This is a genomic window from Endozoicomonas sp. ALB115 (assembly GCF_049310245.1).
Lineage (GTDB): Bacteria > Pseudomonadota > Gammaproteobacteria > Pseudomonadales > Endozoicomonadaceae > Endozoicomonas.
The window spans coordinates 97649-113333 of record NZ_JBLYZG010000015.1 but is presented as its reverse complement, the minus strand read 5'-3'; the positions used below and the strand labels follow the sequence as shown (position 1 = coordinate 113333).

15 protein-coding genes are annotated in these 15685 nt (G+C 50.1%); 7 read left to right on the top strand and 8 right to left on the bottom strand.

The features are described from left to right. Positions 1-2069: hypothetical protein (locus tag ACO6VE_RS09785; RefSeq protein ID WP_422461053.1), on the bottom strand; the 2069-nt coding region annotated here is incomplete at its 3' end. 89 nt (positions 2070-2158) lie between these two features. Between ACO6VE_RS09785 and ACO6VE_RS09780 the strand changes: the two genes are divergently transcribed. The 6 genes from ACO6VE_RS09780 (at position 2159) to ACO6VE_RS09755 (ending at position 8365) form a co-directional block, all read left to right on the top strand. Continuing rightward, positions 2159-2914, top strand: a complete 756-nt coding sequence (locus ACO6VE_RS09780) for a uroporphyrinogen-III synthase (RefSeq protein ID WP_422461051.1) — start codon at positions 2159-2161, stop codon at positions 2912-2914. Positions 2915-3003: 89 nt separating this feature from the next. Further along, the gene (locus tag ACO6VE_RS09775; RefSeq protein ID WP_422449702.1) at positions 3004-4314 is read left to right on the top strand and encodes a uroporphyrinogen-III C-methyltransferase; all 1311 of its coding nucleotides are present in this window, start codon (positions 3004-3006) and stop codon (positions 4312-4314) included. Continuing rightward, entirely contained in the window at positions 4311-5549 is a 1239-nt protein-coding gene (locus ACO6VE_RS09770) for a heme biosynthesis HemY N-terminal domain-containing protein (RefSeq protein WP_422461049.1), read from the top strand. The genes ACO6VE_RS09775 and ACO6VE_RS09770 overlap by 4 nt, the downstream gene beginning before the upstream one ends. Continuing rightward, complete coding sequence (locus tag ACO6VE_RS09765; RefSeq protein ID WP_422449700.1) at positions 5546-5923, top strand: DUF423 domain-containing protein; 378 nt, start codon at positions 5546-5548, stop codon at positions 5921-5923. The genes ACO6VE_RS09770 and ACO6VE_RS09765 overlap by 4 nt, the downstream gene beginning before the upstream one ends. A gap of 91 nt (positions 5924-6014) precedes the next feature. Beyond that, a complete protein-coding gene (gene trmB / locus ACO6VE_RS09760; RefSeq protein WP_422449699.1) occupies positions 6015-6746 on the top strand; it encodes a tRNA (guanosine(46)-N7)-methyltransferase TrmB in 732 nt (243 codons plus the stop codon). A gap of 995 nt (positions 6747-7741) precedes the next feature. After that, positions 7742-8365, top strand: a complete 624-nt coding sequence (locus tag ACO6VE_RS09755; protein WP_422449698.1) for a hypothetical protein — start codon at positions 7742-7744, stop codon at positions 8363-8365. A 19-nt stretch (positions 8366-8384) separates the two neighbouring features. Here the strand turns inward: ACO6VE_RS09755 and hemW are convergent, their stop codons facing one another. From hemW to ACO6VE_RS09725, 6 genes are all read right to left on the bottom strand, one after another. Beyond that, complete coding sequence (gene hemW / locus ACO6VE_RS09750; protein ID WP_422449697.1) at positions 8385-9536, bottom strand: radical SAM family heme chaperone HemW; 1152 nt, start codon at positions 9534-9536, stop codon at positions 8385-8387. Positions 9537-9558: 22 nt separating this feature from the next. Beyond that, positions 9559-10182: an RdgB/HAM1 family non-canonical purine NTP pyrophosphatase gene (gene rdgB / locus ACO6VE_RS09745; protein ID WP_422449696.1), complete on the bottom strand. Its 624-nt coding sequence runs from the start codon at positions 10180-10182 to the stop codon at positions 9559-9561. A gap of 79 nt (positions 10183-10261) precedes the next feature. Then, a complete protein-coding gene (locus tag ACO6VE_RS09740) occupies positions 10262-10744 on the bottom strand; it encodes a DUF4426 domain-containing protein (protein ID WP_422449695.1) in 483 nt (160 codons plus the stop codon). 199 nt (positions 10745-10943) lie between these two features. After that, positions 10944-11546 (bottom strand): methionine biosynthesis protein MetW, encoded by a 603-nt coding sequence (gene metW / locus ACO6VE_RS09735; RefSeq protein ID WP_422449694.1) that lies wholly within the window; start codon positions 11544-11546, stop codon positions 10944-10946. Continuing rightward, complete coding sequence (gene metX, locus ACO6VE_RS09730; protein WP_422461047.1) at positions 11543-12688, bottom strand: homoserine O-succinyltransferase MetX; 1146 nt, start codon at positions 12686-12688, stop codon at positions 11543-11545. The genes metW and metX overlap by 4 nt, the downstream gene beginning before the upstream one ends. A gap of 211 nt (positions 12689-12899) precedes the next feature. Beyond that, positions 12900-13124, bottom strand: coding sequence for a hypothetical protein (locus tag ACO6VE_RS09725; protein ID WP_101745280.1), 225 nt, complete (start codon positions 13122-13124; stop codon positions 12900-12902). A 333-nt stretch (positions 13125-13457) separates the two neighbouring features. Here ACO6VE_RS09725 and ACO6VE_RS09720 point away from each other — a divergent pair, with 333 nt between their 5' ends. After that, the gene (locus tag ACO6VE_RS09720) at positions 13458-13691 is read left to right on the top strand and encodes a cell division protein ZapB (RefSeq protein WP_101745279.1); all 234 of its coding nucleotides are present in this window, start codon (positions 13458-13460) and stop codon (positions 13689-13691) included. Between the two features lie 31 nt (positions 13692-13722). Here ACO6VE_RS09720 and ACO6VE_RS09715 read toward each other — a convergent pair whose 3' ends face one another. Further along, positions 13723-15651: an ATP-binding cassette domain-containing protein gene (locus ACO6VE_RS09715; protein ID WP_422449692.1), complete on the bottom strand. Its 1929-nt coding sequence runs from the start codon at positions 15649-15651 to the stop codon at positions 13723-13725. Positions 15652-15685 lie beyond the last annotated feature (34 nt).

The following is a 15685-nucleotide window of genomic DNA, read 5'->3' as shown; positions in this document are numbered from 1 at the left end:
GATCCAACATTTTCTGATCTACCGGGGGCACCAAACAAGCCCGTGAATCCTGACGGGGGCTCTGATTGTTGTGCCGCAGATCCAACATTTTTCGACCCACCGGGTGTACCAAACAACCTCGTGGATCCTGACGAGGGCACTGATCCAAACCCAACATTTTTTGACCCGCCGGGTGGACCAAACAAGCTCGTGGACCCTGACGAGGGCTCTGATCCAAACCCAGCATTTTTTGACCCGCCGAGTGGAACAAACAAGCTCGTGGATCCTGACGAGGACTCTGATCCAGACCCAATATTTTTCGACCCGCCTGGTGGACTAAACAAGCTCGTGGATGATGACGAGGGCTCTGATCCAAACCCAACCTTTTTCGACCCGCCGGGTGAACCAAACAAGCTCGTGGATCCTGACGAGGGCTCTGATCCAAACCCAACCTTTTTCGACCCGCCGGATGGACCAAACGTCAACCCACCGAATGTACCAAATAAGCCCATTGGTCTTGACGGGGGTACTGATTGTTGTGCCGCAGATCCAAAATTCCCAAACCCACTGGGTGCATCAAAGAAGCTCCTGGATACTGACGGGCTTTCAGATGCCAAACCTCCAGAATCGCGACCAAACAGTCCACTCTGACGGTTTGAACGTTCCATACCGAACCGACCCATTGGCCTGTGGCTTGCCGGAAGCTTTGGACCATTTCTGAGATCATGGCGATTAATACCATAACTCCTGAATTTATCCACGGCATCCAGAAATACTGTGAAGTTAAATACCTTTTTTTCAAAATCAAATACTTCACTCAACTTGATGGCATAAGCCTGTTCTTTACTATATCTGCAAACAATCTCAATTTTATCACCCCAGTAATCAAATGGTGTTTTTAAATACACTTTGGTTTTATCATCAAAATAGGCCGGATAGTTCTTCATGAGTTTACTCATCACAAGCTCACACCGAACACAGTTAATAACATTTGAAACAGCCTCATTCACTGATTTGGATTCATTCAGGATCTGTGAATCCAATCGAACTTCGAATGGATGATTCACCCCATCTATAAAAAAGTTTCTGACCAGGGAGAAATCCATATCCGTTGACTCTGCCAAACCGGGAATCAGCTCATGAGGATTTGGCTTTGACAGTGAAATCATTGATGTGATTTCAGGTACCCCCCACCCCCCGGACTGCTCTCTGTCATTCTCAAGCGCAGCACGCAAATCAATAAGAGATTTACTGACCGCCGTATTTGATAAGGCTTGTTTGGCGTCCTGGATTCTATCTCTAATAGTATTTTCACTTTCATCCGTCATATTTTCTGAGTTTATTTTACGTCTGACAGACTTTGTATTGTCAATGGTATGCTCAAAACCCTGATTAAATGTTCGTTCCAGGGTGATTATACTCTCTTCTGCTCTCCAGTGGTTTTCATCAAATTGATCAACCAGGTTCTTCAAATCATTTTCTTTGCCATACTTTCTTTCCATTTCATTCTTTTGTTCCTCAGTTATATTTTCCACACGTAATCCAGAGGCTTTAATACCGGAGTAGCTCAGTTGCGTTACAATAAGTTCGTCTACTAATTTGCCGTATTGATGAAGGAAGCCATTCGCACTTCCATGGTCCGGAAACATTGAATATGGATATGGACACTCAGGCACCACTGCTTTGTCATTTCCTTTGTGGACATACAAGCAATCTTTTCTCTCGCATTTTTGCTCAGCTTTCTTCAACCATTCAGTACCGCTGTTATAAAAGATATTTTCTTTATCGTGCGGCTTTTCACTTCTGCAGGTAGCACATATTGTTATAGCGGTAGCTTGATTGTCGGCGGTCATTTTCCTGATAATACATTCCTGGTGTTCAAAATGATGGCAAGGTCTTTCTATAATGCCTTTTTCTTCCGAGAATAGTGCTTCTTGACAGATTGGACAATTATCAGACATTCGACTTTTAACTGTATCCGTGTGACTCAGCCTATGCCCGTTTAATAAAACTATTTCAGTGATGGATGTTGGTGTAAAATTCGATTCGACTCGAGTGTTTGCATTCGTTACTTGTACATTTGTTTCCATGAATAATATTCTCTGTCTGGTTGATTGCACTTGACGTCTGAGTAGCACCAACTCTGACTTATTGGATAAAGAATTAGTTCAACTGCATAATGAAACTGTCTCATATTCGCGCATTGGTAACCCGCCCTGAGCCTCAGGCACAGGCTTTGGCAGATGCCATCAAGAAAACTGGTGGCCAGGCCTGGCCCGTACCCATGCTTGCTATTGATGCGCTGGCAGAAACACAGGCAATGACAGACTGCCTGCTGATGCTCGACCAGTTTGACCATATTATTGTCACCAGTCGTCCGGCCGCCCGCCTGGGCGTAGAGCTGATCGAACGGTACTGGCCACAGCTACCAATTCACTGCCAGTGGTTTGCCATTGGCAGCAGCACAGCAGCTGAACTTGAGCAGTTTGCGATCAGGGCTGACTATTCAGACACCGGCGTAGACAGTGAGGCCCTTCTTACCCTGGATACATTTCACCATGTTCAGAATAAGAAGGTCCTGATTATCAAGGGCGTGGGGGGACGGGAGATGCTGAAAGAGCAGCTCACTAATGCCGGTGCCACGGTCCACACACTGGACGTTTACCAGCGTTCCTGCCCCACCTATGAACGCAATGCAGTGGTAAAAAAGTTGGAAAGCCATTCAATCAATGTCATTCTCTGCGGTAGTGGCGAAACCCTGACAAACCTTGGGTACTATTTACCCATGCCCTATCGAGCTGACTACCGGCTGCTTGTTCCCAGTGAACGGGTTGCCAGGGAGGCCCATAGCCTGGGTTTTCAACAGGTAACCAATACTGGTGGCGCCAGCAACGAGATGATGTTGCAAGCATTGGCCCAAATCTGCCTCTTGTGAAAAATGAGCGGGAACCTTGAAAGAAGTGCCCGGGCAAGAGATAGAAAAACAAGGGAGACTATCCTCTCGAACAATCGGAAGGCCCAAGCGTGAGCGATACAGACCAGAACACAGACCGTTTACCAGACAATACCCCTGAAGATGTTCAGCAGAAAACCGACATCTATTCAGCGAAAGAGTCCCATTCAGAACAGCAAGCCGCCAAAAAACACCAAAGCAAAGGTTCAGGTAAAGGTCTGGCAGGCTTTGCCCTGTTATTGTCCGCCTGCGCCCTTGGCCTCAGTGGCTACATCGGCTGGCGGGCCATGCCACTGGAACAGAACCAGCCGGTTCTGCTTGATGGCATGGATCATCTGCAGACACAGATTGCACGACAACAGGCCAGGCTGACTACGGTGGCACAAAACACCGCCACCGATATAGAAAGACACGAAGAACAGTTGCAAGCCCTGCAACAGCGGGAAGACAGACTTTTATCCCGGGTTGATACCCTGTCCAGCAAAGTCCGGGAACTTGAAGGTTCCACACGCAACCAATGGCGTATTGCCGAAGTCGAATACCTGCTGCGCCTCGCCAATCAGCGACTGCTGACGGTCAATGATGTTACCGGGGCCCTTGAACTGATGGCCAGTGCCGGGCAGATACTGGGGCAACTGGATGACTACACTCTCTTTCCGGTCAGAGAGGCCCTGGCAGAAGATATAGCGGTTCTGAAAGCGACCACCCTGCTGGATCAGGAAGGTATCTGGCTGCGACTGCAAGCCATTGCAGATTTGATCCCCGGTCTTGTGATCCTGGATGATGGCCATATTGCCGATGTGGCCAGTGCCCCGGACCCCGGATCAATGGTCACTGATGAAACTAACCCACCAGCGGACAGAACCTGGCAGGAAACCATCAAGGCCATAGTGCTGGACACCTGGCACCGTTTCACCAGACTGTTCCGTATTAATACCCAGCGAGAGCAACCCATTGAAGTATTGCTGACACCGGAACAGGAGCAGTTAATCCGTCAGAAGATGCTGATGTTGATCGAACAGAGTAAACTCGCGCTGATTACCGGACAACAGACGATTTATCAAAACAGTCTCAAACAAACCAGCGACTGGCTGAGTCGCTATTTTATGCTCGGTGGTGATGTCAGCAATCAGCTGGCTAAAGAGCTTACTGAACTGGAAGGACTCTCCATTACCCCCGATATGCCCACTATTCATCGTTCTCTGGAGGCACTGAAAGAGCACCAGTCCAGCTCAACTCTCACACCTGCAGACGATGATTCAACCATCGAGCCGGAAGAAAACCAGACAACACCAGCATCACCCGATGGCGATGAAGGGAAAAGCAGTCCGCCATTGATAGAGCCGGATCAGCCTGATGAACAGGGAGTGCAACTTTCATGAAAGGGTTTGCACTGTTCCTGACCATTGTTTCTGCCTGTTTCTTACTGGCCAATATCATGGTCAACGACCATGGTTATGTGCTGATTGCTTACGATGAGATGACCTTTGAAAGCAGTCTCTGGGGTTTGCTGCTGCTGGTTGTCATTTCCCTTGGCCTGGTCTGGCTGGCGGTGATTATGGGTCGGTTACTGCTGGGCACATTCAGTGTTATCTACCCACTGTCAACGGGTGCCCGCAAAGCCAGGGCCAGAAAACTGTTTGATCGGGGTCTGGCTGAGTTTACCAAAGGGCACTGGCGAAAGGCGGAGCGGCTCCTTGGGCAGGCGGCGAAAAACAGTGAATCACCGTTAATCAACTATCTGGCCGCCGCCAGGGCGGCCCATGAAGCAGGAAATCATGAAGCCAGCGCCAACTGGCTAAGACAGGCGGACAGCAAGGCACCGGGTGCAGAAATGGCGATTGGTATCACCCAGGCACAACTGCAACTGGCCAGTAACCACCTGGAACAGGCGCTGGCCACATTGACCCATCTGCACAAGAAGTATCCACGTCATGGCTACATTCTGAAAATGCTCAAGCAGGTCTATATCCGCCTGAATGACTGGCAATCACTGGAAAAACTGCTGCCCAGGCTGCGCAAGCAAAAAGTGATTAAGGATGACGAATATCACCAGCTGGAACAACTGGCATTCAAAGCGCTGTTCGAACAGGCTTATAACTACGGCCGAAACCGCGTCTCCAGCGAAGAGAAAACCAAACCGGCGGATGATATCTGGTCCGGCCTGAGCCACAGTCAGAGGAAGGATCCGGCCATCCTCTATCGCTACTGTGACTGTCTGGTTCGACTGGGTGCTGGGGAAAAAACCGAACTGCTGCTGCGGGAAAATCTTCATCACTGCTACAGCGAGCCATTGATCCGCCTTTATGGCAAAACGCCGGGCAAAGACCTGAAAAAGCAACTGCTGTTTGCAGAATCGCTGCTCAACCAGCGGACCAATGACCCCGAACTGTTACTGGCGCTTGGTCGCCTGGCACTGCGCAATGAACTCTGGGGTAAAGCCCGGGAGTATCTTGAAGCCAGCCTCAGGCTCCGGAAAAGTGTTGATGTGTATAACGAACTGGGTCATCTGCTGGCACACCTTGATGAGTTTGAAACCAGCTCACACTATTTCCAGGAAGGCCTGTTGTTAGCGGCGGACAGTGCAACCCATCTGCCGGGGATGCACAAGTCATGAATGCCCTGTTGGTTGGTGCCATCAGCGGTATGACTGCCGTGGCACTGAGCGCCTTTGGCGCTCATGCGCTGGAGGGCGTTCTCTCTGAGCGGGCAATGGACACTTTTCAGACCGCCGCAGACTATCAGTTCTACCATAGCCTGGCACTGGTGTTTGTGGCCTTGCTGGGAACAAATTACCCGGACTCAACAAAGCTGAAGTGGAGCGCTGGCCTCTTTGCTGTGGGCATTGTGCTGTTTTCAGGGAGCCTCTATCTCTTGAGTTTGAGCGGCATCCGCTGGCTGGGGATGATTACACCGCTTGGAGGTGTTTCATTCATCATTGGCTGGTTGATACTGGCCTTTTTTGCCGCCAGAGATTATTCCCGCATCTAAGAGGCTGCTGAGAATAGACAGCCTCTAAAATTTGCATTTTACGCCCCGAGCAGTATCTTACGCCGATCATTTTCTACCAACTCAGATCTCCATGAACGATACTGTAAAACCGGCCGATGAGGCTGATGAGCCACAACAGGAAACGCTCCACAAACGTCAAATCAAGAGTTTTGTGCTCCGCGCTGGCCGCATGACCACGGGCCAGCAAAGGGGCTGGGATGAGTGCTGGCAGGACTGGGGACTGACTCTGGTGCAAGGCACAGAGGGTTTCCTGAATGCCTTTACGGATGCAGCACCCCGGGTTCTGGAAATTGGCTATGGCATGGGACATTCCCTGGTCACCATGGCGACACAGGAGAGCGATAAGCAGTTTATTGGTATTGAAGTACACCGCCCGGGTGTCGGCAGCCTGCTTAATGAAGCCCGTCTGGCAGGCATCCACAACCTGAGAACCTATTGCGACGATGCAGTTGAAGTGCTGAAGCAGTGCGTACCCGATGGTAGCCTGTCACGGGTACAGATTTACTTCCCGGACCCATGGCACAAGAAACGCCACCACAAACGCCGCCTGATTCAACCGGCTTTTATTGAGTCTATTCGTCCCAAGCTGGACATCGGTGGCATTATTCACCTGGCCACTGACTGGGAAAATTATGCCGAACAGATGCTGGAAGTGATGAACTCAGCAGAAGGCTTCGAGAACATGGCCGCAGAAAACGGTTATTCGCCAAGACCGGATTTTCGTCCGCTCACCAAGTTTGAAAAGCGTGGTCATCGATTAGGGCACGGGGTTTGGGACCTGCTGTTCAAGCGCATCCGGTAGATGGCCTTGTGGAACCTGCCCCTAGGAGGCTGTCCGAGAATAGACTGCCCTACTGCGGTGGCAGCAAATTGGTCTAAAAAGTCGGAAATTTTTAGCAAATAGAACCACTATTCACTAAAAATTTCCGACTTTTTATCCTCAATTTTCTGCCATCCTCGCTACGGGCGCTATTCTCGGACAGCCTCCTAGGAGCCTGACCGAGAATAGACTGCCCTGTAACGTTAACAGGTAAACGTCGATGGCAATATATAACCCTGCGGGCAAATTATAGCGGTTCTCAATTTCAGGTTGAGGATAAGGTGCTACTCGATCTAAAACTATCTTATAGAATAAACATCTATATACCCATTAAATTCACTTAATGGGTGTATAAAATGGCAGATCCGCTTCGTCCAAACCCTTTTCAACCCATCCAGAATTTTTCTGCCACGGAAATGCCAGGGCAGCGACGTCCAAATCAACCGCCAAAACGCAGTGAGGTTCAGGCAGATAAACAACTACCAACAGCTCCCCGGCACCACGAGTCCGTGACGAAAAACCCGAGAGAGTTAACGGCACATAGTATAACGACGAAAAAAACCACGGCTCACTCCGGCCATTTTAAAAGCCATGGCAAGGCAAAGTATGATCAACAATCGGCCAGACCATCATCGCAACCGGCACGGAGTCGGCCAAATCTTTTGAATAATGGCAGCAAGGCAACGTCTGTAACCACAGTAAAAAATCTATTTACCCCCCTGTCAGTTTCAATCTCTGCACATTCCGGTTATAAGCCCCGACAACCATCGGTAAACTCACGACGGGACAGTCATTCCTTATCAGGCAGAACAGAATCCAATACCAGTAACCGTACGTTATTGGGCGCATCAGGCCAAACAAACTCCACCAGAACCATTTCCCAAAAAGCAAGGATAAGCTGCTGCGAGCTACCAACCCGACCCAGGCCTTCGGAGCCCGGTGGTTTTGAGAATCAGTTGCAGGAGATGGGGCAACGGATGTGCCAGAGAAAAGCTGAATTTAAGGTAAAAGAAGGAGCTGCCAATAAAGAATTTGTGGTAGGCATTGACCAGCCATTTAAAAAAAATCTCGAGCCTTTTTGGCAGAGATCCTCTGCTACGACGTTGACTCAACCTCCTGTGCTCAGTTGTGAAAGGCAACTCCCTGAGAACTGCCCGAACACTCCGGGAATAACTATTCAATCAACCTGTAAGGTGCTGCACACACCTGAAAATATTGCACCAACCATAGAATTAGTAGTGGAGGAGCATATTAAGTGCGCGACAATCAACGTGGGCAAAAGTCTTCAATCTCTTCGAAAGGCTTTACTGGATGTGTACAAACAACTCTCCTGGAGAGCAACATCAACATGGAACGCTGCTATGGCCTTTAATAGCAGTCAAGGCAGCCTGAATATGTTGGCCTCTCAATACCAAACAAAAAATATTGGCAGCCTGCCCCCTGCGGATATTGGTAACTTCAGAGATGATGTACAAAAGTGTGTTCATAAGTTTATAGAGGCAACAAAAGAGATAAAATCGGATCGCGGAAGGCTTGTCACCTTAGCAATAAATATCTCCATGTCTCCAGCAGACGAGCCCAACAGAACCGGCAATACCTGACCACGCCCCAGCGAATCACTCACGCAAACAATTCCAGCAAATCATTCAGAAAAAGCCGACCGGCAGGAGTAGGCTTGAGCCTCGACTCTAAAGATTCCAGCAACGCTTTTTGCCGGGCAAGTTTCAGTTGCTGGTGGATACCGCTTAATGTCTGTCCCGTTCGCTCACCATAAAGCTGTGCATCAACGCCTTCATGCAGTCGCAGTACATTCATCATAAATTCGATGGGCAGCTCATCGGCTTCCAACTCGCGTCGCCCTGCCTCAAAGGCATGGGAAATATAGCTGTCGGCTGCCAGGTAATCTGCCGGCATGCGGGTTTTCCAGTTACGGTAAATCAGCCCGGTAGATGCATGGGTTAACTTTCCATGGGCACCAGCACCGATACCGATATAGTCACCAAACTGCCAGTAGTTCAGGTTATGTTTTGAGTGACGCCCGGGCTGACTGTAGGCAGAAATCTCATACTGTTGAAACCCCGCTGATGCCAACAGGGCCTGCCCGGCTTCCTGAATATCCCAGAGCGTATCATCCGGCGGCAATGCCGGTGTTTTGGTGTAGAAAACCGTATTGGGCTCAATGGTCAGCTGATACCAGGAGATATGCGCTGGCTTAAGGTCAATGGCCTGCTTCAGATCGTAAAGCGCATCCTCCGGAGATTGCCCCGGTAAACCATGCATCAGATCGATATTGATATTGCTGAAGCCATGGCTGGTGATTGCGGCAATGGCCTGTCGCGCTTCATCGGCACAATGAATACGCCCGAGGGCGGCCAGCTTCTCATCCTGAAAGCTTTGTACACCTAGTGAGAGCCGGTTCACACCCGCCTCCAGATACGCCTGAAAGCGATCGTGCTCATAGGTACCGGGGTTAGCTTCCATGGTGATCTCAATATCATCCGAGAACCTTACCCGCGCCTGAAGGCCGTTAAACAGCTGCTGATAAGCGTTTGCCGTCAGCAGACTGGGAGTGCCACCGCCAATAAAAATGGAATGGATCGGGCGTCCCTGGACGCTGTCCAATTCGTTGTCGATATCATGCAGCAACGCTTTGATGTAGGCATCTTCAGGAATATCGCCGGTGATCCTGTGCGAGTTGAAATCACAATAAGGACACTTTTTCACGCACCATGGCACATGAATATAAAGACTAAGGGGAGGAAGCTTAAGCATGTTAACAGCACTGAAGCAGGCTTCAGTGTTTTCTCTCCTTGAGGCGGGCAACCAACTGCTGCAATGCCTGGGCCCGGTGGCTCAGTTGATTCTTTAACTCTGAAGGCAGTTCCGCCGCCGTACAGTGTTCTGCGGGCACCAGAAACAGGGGGTCATAGCCAAACCCGTGTTCTCCCAGGGCTTCTTCAATGATATACCCCTCCCACTGGCCATGGGCAATAACCGGGGTGGGGTCATGTTCATGACGCAGGTAAACCAGCACACAGTGAAATCGTGCGGTTCGCTCGGCCGACTTAACCCCCTGTAATCGATGCAACAGCTTCTGGTTATTATCAGCAGCGGAAGCGTCGGGTCCTGCATAACGGGCAGAGTAGATGCCCGGCTCGCCATTGAGGTAATCAACCTCAAGGCCCGAATCATCGGCAATAACCGGAAGGCCTGATATTCCGGCAGCATAGCGGGCCTTGATAATGGCATTTTCAATAAAGGTCAGGCCCGTCTCTTCCGCTTCCGGCCAGGTTGAACCGATACCAAACTCACTCTGGGGCTGCATCAGAATCCCCAGGGGCTCGAACATCTTTTGAAACTCCGCCAGCTTGCCCTGATTACCACTGGCAAGCACCACCTTGCGAATCCCCTCATTCATACTGTTTCCCACAATTTTGCACTTGACCCCTGATTAAAATGTCTGACCTGCAACACAAACAGAACTAACAGGCGACATTTTAATGGTAAAAAATCTGTTCAAAGCGAAGTGTCTCGCTTCGCGAGCTGCCCTGAGGCTTAACATCTATGGCAAATTTTAGCAGCTCTTCATCTGAAAACTTAAAATCGGCCAGATAGTAAATCGCACTGCCTTCTTTGACCTCAGAAAACTTCAGGCTGCTTTTCTGAGTCAGCAGGTTCATGGTGTGGCCACTGACCCTGCCGGTGACTGCGGTACCCAGTTCATCGGATGAAACATCACGAATGGCAATGTTGACAATACCGTACCGGCTTCCTCGACGGAGACTATATTGCTCGGCAATACCAGGCGGCACAAATGTACTGTTGAAGGCACTGAAATAGATCCGGTAGTTGCCCATTTCAATGGGTTCCTGACTCATCACCCGGGCTTCCGGAATCTGGCTGTCAGCCGTCACCGGATTAACCATCCCGACAACGCCCAACACCAGCAGGGCCAGACATGCCATCCAACGCTGAGTCATTGACGTAATACTGCGCAGCATCGCCATTATGCAATTCTCCGGTTTTTTGATTTGTTCCAGAATAACTTCATCATTTTACACAGTCCTGGAGAGGGTCGCTGCCCGCTTCCCGCCACCCACTGCCCGCAAAAGCACAAGCAATTTCGGCTTTTCGAGTAGCGGGAGGCGGGCAGCGGGGAGCGTCTGTAAAAATGTGAAACTATTTCAGGATCGTTCCCAAGTGATAAATGGCCACTTCACCCATCAGGTTTGGCCAGACACGCCCCGCAAGGCCGCTTTTATACGATTGATCCACCACCATTCGGTTCAACACCCGGTAATTTTTCTCCCGGCACAGCGCTTCAAAGTCCCTGAAGGTACAAAAGTGAATATTGGGGGTGTCATACCAGGTATAAGGCATAAACTTCGAGACCGGCATGCGACCATAGGCGGCAAGATAGAGGCGGCAGCGCCAGTGGCCGAAGTTAGGAAAAGTGACAATGCATTCCCGTCCAACCCTGAGCATCTCCTCCAGCACCAGGTGTGGGAAGTGCATCACCTGAAGTGCCTGGGTCATAATCACGGTATCGAAGCTACCATCCCTGAAGTTGCCCAGCCCGCGATCCAGGTTCTGTTCAATAACGTTTACCCCCCGCTCAATGCAGGCTTCAATATCCTGGGCATTAATTTCCAGACCATAGCCACTGACCTGCTTCTCTCGTTGAAGCTCGTGCAACAGCTGTCCATCACCACAGGCCAGGTCGAGAATCCGGCTGCCCGGGGCAACCCAGTTCCTGATAATCTCAAAATCCCCCCGGCTCATAAGCACTCCTCCGCTACCCGATGCAAATAGGCCGACAAACCTCGCACGTAGCGGGGAATATCCATCAGAAAAGCATCGTGCCCCTGGGGAGCATCCACTTCAAGATACGTCACATCCTTATCCACTTTCATCAGTGCATCGACCATCTCTCTTGAACGCTCGGGGGAGAAACGCCAGTCGGTTGAGAACGAAGCAAGAAAAAATCTGGCGGTCGCCCTGCTGAGCGCATCTGGCAGGCTGTTGTCATAGTCACTGGCCGGATCAAAGTAATCCAGTGCCCGGGTCATTAACAGATAGGTGTTGGCATCAAAGCTGCCGGAAAAACTCTCCCCCTGGTAACGAAGATAACTTTCTATCTGGAACTCAACATTGTAATCGTAACTGAAGCCGTCATTTTTCAGCTCACGACCAAACTTGGCCCCCATGGCATCATCAGACAGATAAGTGATATGCCCCACCATGCGGGCAAGCCCCAATCCCTTGCGGGGAATGTTGTTCGCTTCCAGGTAACGACCACCGGCAAACTGATCATCGGACATGATGGCCTGCCGGGCCACTTCATTAAAGGCAATATTCTGGGCCGACAGCCTGGCCGCAGAAGCAATGATAACGGCATGGCGAAGTCTTTCGGGATAGGCAATGCTCCATTGCAGTGCCTGCATCCCGCCCAGGCTCCCACCGATCACTGCTGCCCATTGGGAAATACCCAGATGGTCAGCCAGCATGACCTGGCTGTTAACCCAGTCTGCGACAGTGACCACCGGAAAGTCTGGCCCATAAGGTTTGCCGGTTTCGGGATTGATGCTGGTCGGCCCCGTACTGCCATGGCATCCCCCCAGATTATTGAGGGCGACAACAAAGAACCGGCGGGTATCGATTGGTTTTCCCGGGCCAATAAAGTTATCCCACCAACCGGGCTTGCGATCTGCCATGCTGTGATAGCCTGCCGCATGATGGTGACCACTGAGGGCATGGCAGATCAGTACCCCATTGGAGCGGGACTGATTCAGCTCACCATAGGTTTCGACCATCAGCTGAAACTTGTCCAGCTGTTCGCCACAGTTCAACGACAGGGGCTGATCAAACGGTATCGCAATGGGCGCTACGAGACCAACCGAATCGGCAGGAATCAATTCAGGCATAAACTTCCTGTATCCCTTTCCTGGCCATAGCAAATTCCCAATCCGCTTAACTTTACTTATGGTGGTTCACTATGGCGCTTCAGGCTTATTATTCATTAAAGAGCGCTCTCACACGACGAGAGCAGCAGAAATTGCAGGCAGTTTATCGTCTTCATTTTTTTTTGTCAGCTTATCCGGGATTGATGTCTGACCAGCGCCTGGCGGTGGGCCATCAGGTCCTGACGACAGGCAACTCCAAAGCCAGTTCGGTCAACGCCAGGACATGGCTCAAAAAGTAACCTTCAACCTGTCTTGAGCAAAAGTGCAGGTGTCGTTCATTAATGTATTCATCAACACTTTGGTTGTTGATCAGGGAAATATAGAAGGCCCGAATCGCCTCATCTTCAACATTCAAGGCTGAAATAATTCTGGCACAGGGCTGAGAAGTCTTGCTCATTTGGAACTCCCGAAGCGACAGGCTTCTGGGTACTTGTCTTCCTATGAAGGACTATCCTGCAATGAAACTTCATTCGGAATGGGCCCACAAGGCAACAGATTGCTCTGCTTTAAAATGCATGGCACTGATACCGATAAATTCAACTACCGGTAAATTCAACGATTATCTTGAATTAAACCTAGTATAGTCAGGCTTTACTGAAGTATTCTTAATAGCGGTAAACTCTTGTGATCAAAACCGTGATCAAAACCGATAAAAACGTGCTATCGTAACTTTCCGCAATAGTGCAAACTATTAAATACTTTTCACAGACCTCTCGGTGCAAATGTCGTTATGTCTATTGAATCCCTAGGCCAGCTTGAATCAAGACTCCAGAACCTGATTGACAAACTGGAACTGTCAAGAATGGAAGTAGAAGACCTCAGGTCTGCTAATACCCGCCTTGAAGAAGAAAATATCCAGCTTAAGCAGGAACTCAGCGCATGGGGTGACCGTGTGAGTGCTCTTTTGGGTAAGCTGGATATCGTAACAGAGGAAGAAGCCAGCGAGCAGGAAGCTGTCGCATAAAATTATGGGGCATTCATGCCCCACAATTTTATTAGTTGGTTTCGGCGTTTTCGATGGCCTCCAGGGCTTCCATCCATGCCTCTTCTATTTCCAGGGCTTGCTGTTTAAGTGCTGTTTGCCGGGTTAGCAGCTCTTTCAATTTTTCTTTGGCGGTTTCTTCGTATATCAAAGGGTCAGAGAGCCGTTCTTCAACCTGTTCAAGGGACGATTGCAGGTCTTCCAGCTGACTTTCCAGTTGCTCCGCTTTTTGCTTCAACGGCCTTAGTGCTTTTCGCCTTTCAGCCTCCTGGCGTCGTATGTCTTTCTTCTGTTGTGCGTTCTGTTGTGAAGAGCCAACCAGTTCCCCGCCATTCTCTTCGTTTCTGGCGCTTCGGGATTCATTACGTTCCTTAGAGCGAAGATGATCCAGCCATTGGCTGTAGTCATCCAGATCACCTGAATACTCTTCCATCCGGCCATCATGAACCAGATAAAGCTCGTCGGTGGTGCTGCGAATCAGGTTTCGGTCATGGGAAACCAGAATCACCGCCCCCTCAAATGACTGTAAGGCCATGGTCAGGGCCAGACGCATATCAAGATCAAGATGGTTGGTTGGCTCATCAAGCAGCAACAGGTTTGGCTTCTGCCAGCCAATGATCGCCAGAGCCAGTCTCGCTTTCTCACCACCGGAAAACCCCTGAATCGACTCCAGGGCCTTATCACCATGAAAACCAAACCCGCCAAGAAAGTTTCTCAACGTCTGCTCTTTGGCCTCCGGCGAAAGCCTTTGCAGATGAAGCAGAGGGCTGGCATTGAAATCCAGACTCTCCAGCTGGTGCTGGGCGAAGTAGCCAATGCTTAAGTGTTCTCCCAGATGGACCTTGCCCGAAATCAGTGGCAATTCCCCGGCAAGTGTTCTGATCAGGGTTGACTTACCAGCGCCATTCGCACCAAGGAGCCCGATACGGCTGCCAGGTTGAATATTGATGCTGAGTTTTAATAACGGCTTATCACCATAACCGAGCTCAGCCGTATCCAGTACCAGTAACGGTGCAGACATCTTATCGGCTTCCGGAAAGGCAAAAGAGAACGGTGAATCCACATGGGCCGCTGAAATATCTTCCAGCCTTGCCAGCGCCTTCAGGCGACTTTGAGCCTGCTTGGCTTTGGTCGCCTTGGCCCTGAAACGTTCAACAAATTTTTCCATATGAGCCCGCAGTTTCTGCTGCTTCTCAAAGGCAGCCTGCTGCTGTTGCAGTCGCTGTGCGCGCAGGTGCTCAAAAGCTGAATAGTTGCCACGGTACTGGAACAGTGTCTGATGTTCTATATGGAGTGTGTGATCCGTAATGGCATCGAGAAAATCCCGGTCATGGGAAATAACCAGCAACGTTCCCGGGTATCGCTTGAGAAAGTTTTCCAGCCAGACAATGGCATCAAGATCCAAATGGTTGGTGGGTTCATCCAGTAACATAATGTCTGACGGGCACATCAAGGTCTTGGCCAGATTCAGGCGCATCCGCCATCCACCGGAAAAGTCGCGGACATTTTTGTTCAGTACCTGGTGATTAAAGCCCAATCCATGCAGCAACTGTTCTGCCCGGGAACGGGCTGTGTAACCATCGGCACTCAGCAGTTGCTCATGGAGATCGGCCAGTTTTTCGTGCTTTCCTGCCGCTTCTGCCTCAGTAATCGCCTGCTCTATCCGGCGCAGCTCAATATCACCATCCAATACATAATCCACGGCATTTCGGTCCAGGACATCAATTTCCTGAGCCATATGCGCCAGTCCACGCCCCTTATCAAACGCGAGTTCACCTTTATCAGGTTGCAAATCTCCGGTAAGCAACGCAAGCAGGCTTGATTTGCCACACCCATTAGCACCCACAAGGCCAACGTGCTGACCGGAATGGATAATTGTTGATGCATTCTCCAGAAGGAGCTTGCCAGACCTTAAAAGGCTGATGGAATTCAATGTGATCATTGACATGGTCTAATTGTGGACGACCGATCAGGCT